General features: G+C 61.9%; 10 protein-coding genes. 9 read left to right on the forward strand and 1 reads right to left on the reverse strand.

From position 1 onward, the window contains the following. The first annotated feature begins 15 nt into the window (after positions 1-15). The 9 genes from TX23_RS18515 (at position 16) to TX23_RS18555 (ending at position 11,072) form a co-directional block, all read left to right on the forward strand. Positions 16-285, forward strand: a complete 270-nt coding sequence (locus TX23_RS18515) for a DUF2934 domain-containing protein (protein WP_057703437.1) — start codon at positions 16-18, stop codon at positions 283-285. Between the two features lie 121 nt (positions 286-406). Further along, positions 407-2,566 carry a glycogen debranching protein GlgX gene (glgX, locus tag TX23_RS18520; RefSeq protein WP_057703438.1) on the forward strand — a complete coding sequence of 720 codons (2,160 nt, stop codon included), beginning with the start codon at positions 407-409 and terminating at the stop codon, positions 2,564-2,566. A gap of 1 nt (position 2,567) precedes the next feature. Continuing rightward, entirely contained in the window at positions 2,568-3,566 is a 999-nt protein-coding gene (locus tag TX23_RS18525; protein WP_057703439.1) for an acyl-CoA dehydrogenase family protein, read from the forward strand. Then, on the forward strand, positions 3,563-4,321 hold the full coding sequence (locus TX23_RS18530) for a PIG-L deacetylase family protein (RefSeq protein WP_057703440.1): 759 nt from the start codon (positions 3,563-3,565) through the stop codon (positions 4,319-4,321). The genes TX23_RS18525 and TX23_RS18530 overlap by 4 nt, the downstream gene beginning before the upstream one ends. Beyond that, complete coding sequence (locus tag TX23_RS18535; protein ID WP_057703441.1) at positions 4,318-4,917, forward strand: SAM-dependent methyltransferase; 600 nt, start codon at positions 4,318-4,320, stop codon at positions 4,915-4,917. Before TX23_RS18530 ends, TX23_RS18535 begins: the two co-directional genes overlap by 4 nt. Next, positions 4,914-5,573 (forward strand): glycosyltransferase, encoded by a 660-nt coding sequence (locus tag TX23_RS18540; protein WP_057703442.1) that lies wholly within the window; start codon positions 4,914-4,916, stop codon positions 5,571-5,573. The genes TX23_RS18535 and TX23_RS18540 overlap by 4 nt, the downstream gene beginning before the upstream one ends. Positions 5,574-5,715: 142 nt before the next feature. Then, complete coding sequence (locus TX23_RS18545; RefSeq protein ID WP_057703443.1) at positions 5,716-6,477, forward strand: PIG-L deacetylase family protein; 762 nt, start codon at positions 5,716-5,718, stop codon at positions 6,475-6,477. A gap of 248 nt (positions 6,478-6,725) precedes the next feature. After that, positions 6,726-9,290 carry an autotransporter family protein gene (locus TX23_RS18550; protein WP_057703444.1) on the forward strand — a complete coding sequence of 855 codons (2,565 nt, stop codon included), beginning with the start codon at positions 6,726-6,728 and terminating at the stop codon, positions 9,288-9,290. A gap of 288 nt (positions 9,291-9,578) precedes the next feature. Beyond that, the gene (locus tag TX23_RS18555; protein WP_057703445.1) at positions 9,579-11,072 is read left to right on the forward strand and encodes a methyl-accepting chemotaxis protein; all 1,494 of its coding nucleotides are present in this window, start codon (positions 9,579-9,581) and stop codon (positions 11,070-11,072) included. A gap of 112 nt (positions 11,073-11,184) precedes the next feature. Here TX23_RS18555 and TX23_RS18560 read toward each other — a convergent pair whose 3' ends face one another. Beyond that, positions 11,185-13,617, reverse strand: a complete 2,433-nt coding sequence (locus tag TX23_RS18560; RefSeq protein ID WP_057703446.1) for a TonB-dependent siderophore receptor — start codon at positions 13,615-13,617, stop codon at positions 11,185-11,187. Between the last annotated feature and the right edge of the window lie 7 nt (positions 13,618-13,624).

Consider the following 13,624-nt stretch of genomic DNA (forward strand, 5'->3'; position numbering starts at 1 on the left):
TGTGAGGAGTTTGTGATGAGTAAAGAAGACAAACGTATTCGCGAACTGGCGCATCAGATCTGGGAGTCTGAAGGCAAGCCGGACGGTGCGCACGATCGCCACTGGGAGATGGCGCGTAAACTGGCCGAAGCCGAGGCGCTGACGCCCAGCAAGCCCAAGCCTGCCGCCAAGCCGAAAACCGCGCCCAAAGCGGCCGCCAAACCCAAGCCGAATGCGCCTGTAGCCGCCAAGCCTGCTGCGAAAAAACCGGCCTCCCCAAAGAAACCAAAACCGCCCGCCCCATGATTTCTCGGGCCTGGGGCTTTTATCAGAAGCGACAGGCCCTTTTTCGTCCATGCCCTTCGCTGAAATACCGTCAGCACGGCCGCGTTCGGCCCGAAAAAAGACCCCTTGCAGGAGCAACACCATGAGCAAACCCGAGAACACCACAGCGACGCAGGACCATGAGCCGTCGCGGATTCGTGAAGGTTTGCCCTTCCCCCTCGGCGCCACCTGGGATGGCCTGGGCGTTAACTTCGCACTGTTTTCAGCCAACGCCACCAAAGTGGAATTGTGCCTGTTCGACGATACCGGCGAAGTCGAGCTGGAGCGCATCGAACTGCCCGAGTACACCGACGAGATCTTTCACGGTTACCTGCCCGATGCCCACCCCGGGCTCATCTACGGCTACCGGGTATACGGCGCCTATGACCCGGCCAATGGTCATCGCTTCAACCATAACAAGCTGCTGATCGACCCCTATGCCAAGCAGTTGGTAGGCGAACTCAAATGGTCGGAGGCGCTGTTCGGCTACACCATCGGCCACCCGGATGACGACCTCAGTTTCGACGAGCGCGACAGTGCGCCGTTCGTGCCCAAGTGCAAGGTCATCGACCCGGCGCACACCTGGGGCAACGATCAACCGGTACGGGTGCCGTGGGACCGCACGATCATCTATGAAACCCATCTGCGCGGCATCAGTATGCGCCACCCATCGGTGGGCGAGTCCGTGCGCGGCACCTGCGCCGGCTTGATGGAAGACGACGTACTCAAACATATCCGTCAGTTGGGCGTCTCTTCGGTTGAGCTGCTGCCGGTGCACGCCTTCGTCAACGACCAGCACTTGCTGGAAAAAGGCATGACCAACTACTGGGGCTACAACAGCATTGCGTTCTTCGCTCCCGACCCGCGCTACCTGGCCAGCGGCAAGATTGCCGAGTTCAAGGAGATGGTCGCGCACCTGCATGAGCAGAAGCTGGAAGTGATTCTGGACGTGGTCTACAACCACACCGCCGAAGGCAACGAGCGCGGCCCGACCCTGTCCATGCGCGGCATCGACAATGCCTCTTACTACCGCCTGATGCCCGACGACAAGCGCTTCTACATCAACGACTCCGGCACCGGCAACACCCTGGACTTGAGCCACCCGTGCGTGCTGCAAATGGTCACCGACTCCCTGCGTTACTGGGCCACCGAGATGCATGTGGACGGTTTCCGCTTCGACCTGGCAACCATTCTGGGCCGCTACCGCGACGGGTTCGACGAACGCCACAGCTTCCTCGTCGCCTGCCGCCAGGATCCGGTGCTGCGCCAGTTGAAAATGATTGCCGAACCCTGGGACTGCGGCCCCGGTGGTTATCAGGTGGGCAACTTCCCGCCGGGCTGGGTGGAATGGAACGACCGCTTCCGCGACACCGTGCGTGCGTTCTGGAAAGGCGACGACGGCCAACTGGCAGATTTTGCCGGGCGCATGACCGCCTCGGGCGAGATGTTCAACCATCGGGGGCGCCGGCCTTACAGCTCGGTGAACTTCATCACCGCCCACGACGGTTTTACCTTGCACGACCTGGTGTCGTACAACGACAAGCACAACGAGGCCAACGACGAGAACAACCAGGACGGCAGCAATAACAACCTGTCGTGGAACCATGGTGTCGAAGGCCCGACCGATGACCCTGAAATCAACGCACTGCGTCTGCGCCAGATGCGCAACTTCTTTGCCACCCTGCTGCTCGCCCAGGGTACCCCGATGATCGTCGCCGGTGACGAGTTCGCCCGCACCCAGCATGGCAACAATAATGCCTACTGCCAGGACAGCGAAATCGGTTGGGTCAACTGGGATCTGGACGATGACGGCAAGGCCCTGCTCAAGTTCGTCAAGCGCTTGATCAAGCTGCGCCTGGCCTACCCGATTCTGCGCCGTGGACGCTTCCTGGTCGGCGATTACAACGAAGACATCGGTGTAAAAGACGTCACCTGGCTGGCGCCCGATGGCAACGAAATGAGCACCGAGCAATGGGAAGACAGCCAGGGTCGCTGCCTGGGCATGTTGATGGATGGCCGCGCCCAGGAAACCGGGATCCGTCGGGCCGGTGCCGACGCTACGCTGCTGCTGGTAGTCAATGCCCACCACGACATGGTCAATTTCCGCCTGCCGCCGGTGCCGGAGGGCGAATTCTGGACGTGCCTGCTCGATACCAATGCCCCAGCGGTACGCGGCCAGGAACGTTTTGATTTTGAGCATGAGTACGCAGTGACGGGCCGCTCGCTGCTGTTGTTTGAATTGCAGCACGAAGACGAGGTATGAGATGGCGCTGCACAGTTTCCTTCAGGGCTACAGGGGCTACGCGGATACCCAGGCGCTTGGGGCTGCACTGAGAGCCCTTCAGGAAGAAGGGCTTGATCAACTGCCGCTGCCGGGCAGCGGCGAAACGCTGGCCCGCTTCAGTCGGCTGGCCCAGGTGGCCGGCCATGACTTGCGCCTGTGCAAGTTGTTTGAAGGCCATACCGACGCGCTGGCAATTATTGCCGAACTCGACAGCCCGCTGCCGCCGCTTGGCAGCACGTGGGGCATGTGGGCAGCCGAACCACCGGCGGCCAAGGTGCGTGTGCGACGCGATGGTCACTGGCTGATCGTCGATGGGCGCAAAGCCTGGTGTTCCGGTGCTGCGGTGGTCAGCCATGGCTTGCTGACGGCCTGGGACGAGGATGATCGTCAGCAACTGGTAGCCGTGGCGATGGATCAACCGGGCATCACGGTGTCGGATGAGGGCTGGAATGCGGTTGGCATGGCTGCCACCGGCAGCGTTGACGTTCTGTTCAACGCGGCCAAGGGCATCGCGGTGGGTGGGCCGGGGGATTACCTGGCTCGACCCGGCTTCTGGCAAGGCGGCGTTGGTATCGCCGCCTGCTGGTATGGCGGTGCGCAACGCCTGGGCGAGGTGCTGCGCGCTCACTGTGCGCAGCGCCCGGAGCCTCATGCGCTGGCCCATCTGGGAGCGGTCGACAGCGCGCTGAACAGCGCCGCTTGCGTACTGCGCGCCAGCGCCGAGCATATTGACCGCGAGCCTCGCGCCGATGCCAGGCAACTGGCTCAGCAGGCACGCGCGTGTATTGAAGACACGGTCGAGCAAGTCATGCGTCGTGTCGGCCATGCCGTGGGCGCCGGGCCCTACTGCAAAGACCCGCACTTTGCACAGCTGATGGCTGATCTACCGGTGTACGTACGGCAAAGTCATGCCGAACGCGACCTGGCAGCCCTCGGCGAACTGGTTGCCAGCGACGCCTCGGGGAGGTGGCAATTATGAAACCCAATCCGATTGTCGGCCAAGGCACCCCACTCAATCATTGGCAAACGTCGGCACGGCTGGCCGAGTTACCGCACATCAGCGCCGCGCAACTGGTGCCCCAGGGGCACCGCGCGGTGATCATCGCACCACACCCGGACGATGAAGTCCTCGGCAGCGGTGGCCTGCTGCAGGGTTTGGCCGTGCTGGAGCGCCCTATCCAGTTGATCTCCGTTACCGACGGCAGCGCCAGCCATCCTGGCTCCAAACGCTGGCCGGTAGCGCGCCTGAGCGTCGTGCGCCCGCAGGAGTCGGCCCAGGCCCTGCATCGCCTGGGCCTGCCGTTGCACAGTTTAAAGTGGCTGCGCGGCGGGTTTACCGACAGCAAGGTGGCCGAGCGCGAAGCCCAGCTGTGTGCGTTCATCCAGCGCCACCTCAAGCCCACCGATATTGTGTTCGCCACCTGGCGCGAAGACGGCCATTGCGACCATGAAGCGGTAGGCCGTGCCAGCGCCAAAGCGGCCGAGGCCGTCGGCGCGACGTTGTGCGAACTGCCGGTGTGGACTTGGCACTGGGCGACTGCCGAAGACAACCGGGTGCCTTGGCACCGGGCGCGCAAAATTACGTTGACCGCCGAACAAGTGGCACGCAAGCGCCACGCGATCCACGCATTCGCCAGCCAGTTGGAGGGCGACCCGCAGGTCGGCCTGCCGCCCGTGCTGGCGCCCCACGTAGTAGAGCGCTTGCTGCAACCCTTTGAAGTGGTGTTTGTATGAGTGTGGCCACCCCGTATTTTGATCAACTGTTTGCCGGCAATGACGACCCCTGGGCGTTTCGTCAGCGCTGGTACGAACAACGCAAGCGCGCACTGACCCTGGCCGTACTGACCCGACCGCGATATGCCTCGATCTTCGAGCCCGGCTGTGCCAACGGCGAACTGAGCGCCGAGCTGGCGACCCGTTGTGAGCGCCTGCTGTGCTGTGACACCGCTAGCGCCGCGGTGCGCCTGGCACAGGCGCGTCTGAGCGCGTTTGCCCATGCTCATGTAGAACAGCGGCGCCTGCCCCAGGAGTGGCCCACCGGTGAGTTTGAACTGATCGTGTTGAGCGAGCTGTGTTACTACCTCGATGTGAATGATCTGAATCGTCTGATCGATCGCGCCCTCGCCACCTTGACCGATAACGGCCAACTCCTGGCCTGCCACTGGCGCCCGCCCATTGACGGTTGCCCGCAAACCGCCGAACAGGTACACGCTCTGCTCCAGCATCGAATGGGGATGCCACCGCTGGTGCAGCACCATGACCAGGATTTTCTGCTCGACCTGTGGAGCCGCGACGGCACCTCGGTCGCACGCCATGAGGGGTTGCGATGATCGGCATCTTGATTCCGGTGCATAACGAAGAAGCGCTGTTGGACGATTGCCTGAGGGCCGCGCGGGTCGCCGCCCACCATCCGGGCCTGCACGGGGAAAGGGTGCAAATCCTGGTGGTGCTCGACAGCTGCAGCGATGCCAGCGCGGCGATCGCCCAGGCGCATGATGTGCACAGCATCCACGTGCAGGCACGCAACGTAGGGCGAGCGCGAGGCGTCGGCGCCCGGCATTTACTGAACCTGGGCGCGCGCTGGATTTCCTGTACCGACGCCGACAGCCGCGTGGCCCCCGACTGGCTGGTGGCTCAACTGGCCCTGGGCTGTGACGCGGTGTGTGGCACCGTGACCGTGGACAGCTGGAGTGAAGGCTTCGACCCCGCAGCGCAGATTCGTTATCACCAGGCATACCAGGCGCGTGATGGCCATCGGCACATTCACGGCGCCAACCTGGGCGTGAGTGCCAGTGCCTATGTGCAGGCCGGCGGCTTCGAACCCCTGGCGTGCCACGAGGATGTGCAGTTGGTGCGCGAGCTGGAACGTTGCGGTGCTTCCATTGCCTGGAGCCATGCGCCGCAAGTGATCACCAGTGCACGCCTGGATTGCCGCGCCCAGGGCGGCTTCGGCGATTACCTGAAAAGCCTGATGCTGGTTTCGTAAAAAAACGACAAACCTGTGACACATCCTTGTCTATGCTGAGAGTGGCTTGCAGGGCATCCCAGGGTTGGAATGCCCTGCACTCACCGCAGCGGAGCCTGCGCTGAAGCCAAGAGCGTTACCCACCAACAAGGATGTGACACCCATGAAGCCTGCCTCCTCAAGCGAAGGCCGTCGCGGCCCCGCGCAAATCTGGAACAGCGCGCCGCAGTTGGCGCAAATCCCCTGCCTTGCACTGGCTACCCTGGTGCCGCCCGGTGCCCGGGTTGTGGTGATAGCGCCCCACCCCGGCGATGAAGTGCTGGCGTGCGGCGGTTTGCTGCAACTGCTCAGCACCCGCGAGCATCCGCTGAAATTGATCTCCATCACCGATGGCAGCGCCAGCCATCCGGGCTCCCAGGTATGGCCGGTGAGCCGCTTGAGTGTGGTGCGCCCGCAGGAAAGCGCCGAGGCACTGCGCCGCCTCGGTATGCCGTTGCACAGCCTCAAATGGATTCGCGGCGGGTTTTGCGACGACGCGCTGGCGGCCCACGAGCAACCGATGAGCCAGTTCATTGCGCGCCACCTGCAACCCGGCGACGTGGTGTTTACCACCTGGCGCCATGATGGCAATGACGACCACGATGCCGTCGGCCGGGCGAGTGCAAAAGCCTGCAGCCTGGTGGGCGCGCAACTGTATGAACTGGCGATCTGGGCCTGGCATTGGCCGGCGCGCGAAGGTGCGGTGATTCCTTGGCAACGCGCACGCAAAGTGCGCCTGGACACCTGGAGCGTGGCGCGCAAACTGCACGCCGCCCATGCCTATGCCAGCCAATTGGTCGGCGACCCCCAGATCGGCCTGCCGCCCATGCTCGCCCAGGTGTTGCTTGAGCGTATGCGCGAACCCTACGAGATCGTATTCATGTAGGTATTGGCCCGCCTCTACCTGTTAGTTTTCACAGTAGCGGCCTTTTCGATCTGCAACTAAGGTGCGCAAAGTACTGCCCCCTTAAGGTGCAGTCGAGAAAGCCATGCCAACCCTTTGCATTGGCCGATGTTTTCAGATGCAGGTAACCCGTAGTCCCTGATCCGTATCGCGTTCGTTGTTGCCATGGTTTTGCACCGCGCCTGGCGTGCCAGGTGCCGGACGATATTGTGCTCAAGCGAGGACGGACCATGCGCACACGGATAACTGCTTTGTTGTACTCAGGCATTGCCTCAGCGATTGTATTGACGACCTGGCCGCTGGCCTCTTATGGCGCGTGCACCATCAACAATACGCTCGGCAACGACACCTCCAGTTGTGACAGCGCCACCGCACCGGGCTTTACCGATACCGGCGGCGACAACACCCTCGAACTCACCGCCACCGGCAGAGTAAGTGGGAACGTGACCTATGGAAGCGGCAATGATCGCGTGGTCGTCAACGGCCCGGGCGCCGGCGTCGATGGCAACCTCAACCAGGGTGATGGCAATAACTTTTTCCGGCTCAACCAGGGCAGTGTCAGCGGGTCCATCAGCCAAGGCGCGGGCGCCGATGTGGTGGAAATTTCCGGGGGCCAGGCAGGCGCTGTCAGCCAGGGCTCGGGAATCGACCGTTTTGACATGAGTGGCGGCACTATCGCCTCGCTGGAACAGGGCGACGGCCTGGACGTCTTCAACATGAGCGGCGGCACCATCACCGGCGGCTTCGACGACGGCGACGAAGCAACGATGACCGGGGGCACCATCGGCCGGGTCAACATGAAACTCGATGACAATCGGTTCGATATGTCGGGTGGCAAGATCATCGGCAACCTGGTGACCGGCTTCGGCAAAGACACCATTCTGATCTCGAAAGACGCCTTGGTTGGCGGCAATATCAGCGTCAGCGGTGGGGACGATCAGGTGATCATCAGCGGTGGTGAGGTTAACGGCCAAGTGCTGCTCAGCTTCGGCAACGATGAATTTGTCTGGTCTGGAGGCAAACTGCACTCATCCGTGCTGATGGGCGCCGGCGACGATACGGCCATGCTTCAGGGGCTGGTGGCTGAACAAGTGGCTGCGGCGCAACTGATAGACGCCGGCGTGGGGATCGACAACCTGACCCTGAACAATACCCAAGTCGATGATCCTGGCCTGTTTGCCAACTGGGAAAGCATCCGCCTGGACAACGGCTCGCACATGACCCTGGGCGGGCCCCTGACCCTCGGCGACAGCGAGACCGGCACTGGCGCCCTGTTCATTGATAGCAGCAGTGCGCTGCTGGTCAACACGGGCGGTATCAGTCCGTTTACCACCGGGCAGTTGGCCAACGTGACCAACAGCGGCACCCTCGACATGGTCACTGGCAGCACCACTGCCAGTGACACCTTGACCATCAACGGCAATTACACCGGCGACGGCGGGCGTCTGGCCCTGCAAACCGTGCTGGGAGCAGACGACTCGGCCAGCGACAAACTGGTGGTCAGCTCCGGCACGCTACAGGGCAACACCACCCTCTTGGTGACTAACCTTGGGGGCGCCGGCGCCGCGACGTTGCAGGACGGCATCCAGGTGGTGCAAGCGCTCAATGGCGCCAGCGGGCCTGGCACAGCCTTCACCTTGGGCAATACCGTAACGGCCGGGGCGTTCGACTACTACCTGTTCAAAGGTGCGGGCACGGCTGGAACCGAGCAGAGTTACTACCTGCGCTCCACGATCCCGGCCACACCGCTGCCCAAACCTGAAGAACCGGCCATGCCATTGCCTGAGCCGGTGCCAGGAACCCCGCCCCTGCCGTCTAACCCCACTGAAAAAGAGGTTCCGATCTATCGTCCCGAGGTGCCGCTGTACGCCGTGTTGTTTCCCGCTGCGCAGCAAATCGTGCAAGGGATGCTTGGCACCTATCACGAGCGCATGGGCGATCAGAGCCGGCAGCAGCACACCGGCGTGATGCCGGCAGGTTGGGGACGGGTCTACGGCAGCAGCAGCCGACAGAGTCTTGCCGGTGCGGTCAACCCTACGTTGGACGGCTCGCTGACAGGGTTCCAGGTCGGCACCGATGTGTTCGCCAGCGAGTTGGGCAACGGCCTGTTGCAGCGCCTCGGGTTCTTCGTCGGTCACAGTCGCCTCAGAGGCGATGTAAAAGGCTTCAATGGCGGCTGGGAAAACAAGGACGCCGGCAAAACCACTTTGCGCGGCGACAGCCTGGGGGTCTATTGGACGCTGATCGGCACTAACCAGGCTTATCTTGACCTGGTGTTGATGGGCACCCGCTTTGATGGCAATAACGAGTCAGCGCGTGGCGTGAAAATGAAAACCCGTGGGCATAACGTCACCGCCTCTGCTGAAGTGGGCTGGCCGTTGGCGCTGAGCGCCCGCTGGATTCTGGAGCCCCAGGCGCAGTTGATCGTCGGCAAAACCAGGCTCGATAGCCAGAACGACGGTATTTCCGACGTTTCCTATGACGCCGACACCAACGTCACGACGCGCCTGGGTGTGCGCCTGCGCGGTGATTACACCGTTAATGGCATGCCGCTGCAGCCTTATGTGCGTGCCAATGTCTGGCATTCCAGCGCCGGGGACAACAGTGTCGTATTCAACGATGTAACGCGTATAGATACCGAACAAAAATCCACCACGATGGACGCCAGCCTCGGGGCCACCCTGCAAGTTGCCCAAGGCATTAGCCTGTACGGTGAAGTCGGCTATGACCGCAACCTGGACAGCAATAGCCTCAATGGCCGCCGAGGGACGCTCGGCTTAAGAATGGAGTTCTGACCCAGAAACCGCTGTAGGAGCGAGCTTGCTCGCTCCTACAGGGTCACCCGATGATACCGAGCGCCAAGTACAACTTCTGAGTATTGACCGTTCAAACGGTAGGCGGCTCGAAAAGGGAGCCAGTCGAATCTGCGCCCCCCTTCCGTTAAAGCCTCCCTCCTACCTGCCGATAACCGTTTGCCGGATCTGATCCGGTAAAAATCGCTGTACCTGTTTTGCTCTCTTCCAGTGGCCATCGTGGCACGCCACATGCTTGGTTGCTGGTATCACTACATGGAGTAACCGTGAATGCCCCTTCGCACACGCTTCCTGGAGCACTACCGCAAGGCCGACCGCATCATGCTGGCGTTGATCTGGCTGATGTCCCTGTTCTCCGTGGGGTTGGCGTTCTGGCATGACACCCTGCTCCAGGCGCTGCTCGTCGGCGGTGGCACCGGCGTGGTGCTGACGGCGCTCTACCGTGTCATCGGCGGCACCCGGGTGATGCGTTGCGCACTGGGCGCCGGCTTGATGGTGATGGCAGCGTTGCACATCAACCAGGCACACGGGGTGATCGAATCCCACTTCGGCATTTTCGCGCTGTTGGCGGTGTTGACCTTCTATCGTGACTGGCTACCGATTCTGGTAGCGGCGTTGACCATTGCCGTGCACCACCTGGTGTTCCATGCGTTGCAGCACCAGGGTTTTCCGGTGTTCGTGATGGAGCATCACGGCGGCTGGACGATGATCTTCGTTCACGCGTTTTATGTGGTGATGGAAACGGTCGCCCTGCTGTACCTGGCGGTCCATAGCCAGGCTGAAGCGGTCGAAGGCCAGGAAATGCTTGAGAAGATGCTCGCTGTAACCTCACAGTTCACCGAGAAAAGCGCGCAAGGTGAAGACAAGGTGCGCGTGTCGCTGGCCAAGCGCTTCGACCACTTCCTGCAACAACTGACCCACCTGATCGACAGCGTCGCCCGCGACTCCCACGGCCTTGGCCAACTCGGCCAGGAACTGGCCACCGCCAGTGGCACCCTGGAAAAAGGGGCGCGGCATCAACTGGTGCAGATTGGCGAAATGAACGGTTCCATGCAGCGCATGGAGGACGCCATGGGCCACATTACGGTGCAAGTCGAACAAGCCGTGGAACATGCCGGCCAAGCCAGCCAGCAAATTGTTCGCGGCCAGGAAAGCGTCGGCCGCGCCCAGGATGAAATCAGCCAACTGGCCTCACGCATCAACGGCACTGAATCCACCGTGCAATCTTTGGCCGTACAGGCCGAGCAAATCGGCTCGGTGCTGGAAGTGATCAGCAGCATCGCCAACCAGACCAATTTGCTGGCCCTCAACGCTGCCATCGAAGCCGCGCGCGCCGGCGAACAGGGCCGCGGGTTTGCTGTGGTCGCCGACGAAGTGCGCAGCCTGGCACAGCGCACCGCCCTCTCCACCCAGGAAATCAAAACCATCATCGAAGGCTTGCAACAGGGCAGCCGCGAGGCCGTCGAAGCCATGCACGCCAGCCGCGAAGGCGTGGAACGCTGCGTGCAAGACAGCCAATTGGCGGTGCAGATGCTCCAGGCAGTCGGCGAGGACATTACGCATATCGATCAACTCAATAGCCGCATCGTCGCGACCACCCGCGAGCAGACCTCGGCGAACCTGGAGATCGTCGAGCGCTTGCAGTCAGTACAAAACATCGCCCAAAGCACCGCCGACGATGTAGAAACCCTGGCCCGCAGCAGCGAACGCCTGCCGCCGATTGCGGTGCGCCTGGATGCGTTGGGGCGCAGGTTTCATCCTTGAATGCGCCGATACGCTAGACGGGTTGCCTCATTTCATCAGGTTCACTTCTGCGACCCGGATGGGTATGAACCGGCGGTGTGGAGCGCTGCACCTTGATCACATGATCTAATCATCAAAAGCTGTAACGCGCAGTCAGTTTCATATTGCGTGGATCACCGTAGATGTCGTACGGGCTATAGCCCCCATTGGCCACGCTGCTGTAGTACACACGATCGAACAGGTTGTTGACGTTGACCTGCAGGTCCAGTTGCTCGCTGGCCTTGTAGCCTGCTACCAAACCAACCACTGTGTACGAGCCCTGCTCGTTTTTCCAGGCCGTGGCGCCGGTCCCTCCCGAGGTGCGAATGCGGCTTTGTTGATAGACATCACCCCCCACGCGCCAGCGTTGCAGTTCACCTGACAAGGTGTAAATGGTCGAGAGTTTGAACAGTTGCCGCGGCTTCTTGCGGTCGAAGTCTTCGCCCTCGCGTGCAGTGTTGGCGTCGTTGACATACCGGGTCTGGGTGTAGGTGTAGCCGGCGGCCAACTGCCAGTTATCAGTGAGGGCACCCTGGATTTCCATATCGATACCGCGGCTGCGTACCAACCCGGCAGCTTCATAGCAGGCACTGGCTGGGCCTGAGCCGCAGCCTTTGACGTCAGGCAATTCCTGGGCGCGATTCTTCTGGTCCAACTGGAACACCGCCATGCTGGCGTTCAATGCGCCGTCGAAGTATTCGCCCTTGATGCCCACTTCGTAGTTCTCGCCGACGATAGGCACGATTACGCTCCCATCCACGCCTTTTTCGCTCTGCGGCTTGAAGATATCGGTATAGCTGACATAGACCGAATGATGGAGGTCCAGGTCGTAAACCAGACCGGCATAGCGCGTCAGATTACGGGTGACCTTGTAGTTGCTTTCACTGTTTGCGCGGTCTTGGAACTCGTACCAGTCGACACGCCCCCCGAGGATCAGCGACAGCGGTTCGGTCAGTCGCAGCCGGGTGCTGGCATAGAAACTATCCTGAGTGGTGGTCTGGGGAAGGCCGTTGTCTCCCCTGACATAATTGGGCTTGGCATGACCACGCGGGTTCCACGTGAAGGGATTGATGCCCGTGTTGATGTAATCGCTCCAGTCCTTGCCGGACCGGTAATCCAGCTTGCGCTTGCTGACGCCGAAGGTCAGCTCATGCTGTTGGCCGAGCAATTGGAAGGGGCCGCTGAGCGCAAGGTCGTAGCCGGTTTCTTTCTGCTCCATGGCTTCGGTCCATAGATACTGGCGATTGTATTCCCAGATCGAAGAAGCCAGCACGTCACCGTCAGTTTTTGACCGCATCGCCGCTGCGCGCAGTGTCCAGTCGTTGGGCAGGCCTTGTTCCAACGTAGCGAAATAGCCGGTGGTGCGATTGTCCGAGTATTCCCAGTCATGCCCCAGGAAAGTGTCACGGGGCAGCCCCAGGTGACCACCGCCACGCGCCATGGGCAATCCACCCCAGATGTAGTTGGTGTGGGTCTTCTGTCGGTAGCCGCCCAGTGTCAGAGTGGTGCTCTCGCTCAGGTCAGCGTCGACCACACCGTAGAACAGATCGTTATCACTTTCCACCGAGTCCCGGAAGCTCTTGGCGTCTTGCCGCGAGACCACAGAACGGGCGCGCAGGGTACCGCTGTCGTTGAGCGGGCCACCCACATCCAGCGTGCCCGTGTAGTCATCCCAGCTGCCGGCGCTGCCGGTGAGCGTGCCCTGGAATTGGTGGGTCGGGCGCTTGCGAACCAGGTTGATGGCGCCCGCAGGGCTGCCGGCGCCCTGGGCCAGCCCGTTGGGGCCGCGCACGATCTCTACCCGATCATACATGGCCAGGTTGGCCTCTGCGCTGGGCAGGTAGGTCTGGAAGCTGGTGGGAAAACCGTCGTACATGATGTTGTCAACGTCGAAGCCCCGTGAGCTGAACGTAGGCCGCCCCGCGCCGCCCGCGTTATTCAGAAACAGCCCCGGCGTACTTTTAACCACATCGCTGATGTTGGTCATGACCTTGTCGTCCATGCGCTTGCGCGTCACCACGCTGACCGACTGCGGCGTTTCGCGCAGGCTCAAGGGCAGCTTGGTGGCCGTTTGCATAGCCCCGGTGGTGTAGGAACCGCTGTTTTCGGTCGTCGACGTCAGGCCCTGACCGGTAATGCTGGTCGCGCCCAGTTCCAGCGCGGTTTCGGCCACCTGCGTTACCAACAGGTAAAGCCCATTACCCTGTGCTGAGGCTTGTAGGCCGGTACCCTGCAGCAGTTGCTGCAAGCCGCCTTCCACACTGCTGGCGACATTCAGGCCAGGGCTGCGCAGCCCCTCTACCAGGCCCGGTTCGATCGGCAGGGTGATACCCGCCTGGCTGGCGAAGGCCGAGAGCGCACTGCTCAGGTTACCGGCCGGCACGTGATAGGCGCGGCTCTGCTGCGCGCCTTGCTCGGCGGCGTGCAGCGACGCCGCACTCAGGGCGCCACCACCTGCGATGATCAAACCCAACGCGGCAGCGTGTACGGCCCGCGCCAGTGGTTGCATGCCCTGTTTCGTCGCCATGTGTTCG

This window comes from Pseudomonas paralactis (assembly GCF_001439735.1).
GTDB classification, from domain to species: domain Bacteria; phylum Pseudomonadota; class Gammaproteobacteria; order Pseudomonadales; family Pseudomonadaceae; genus Aquipseudomonas; species Aquipseudomonas paralactis.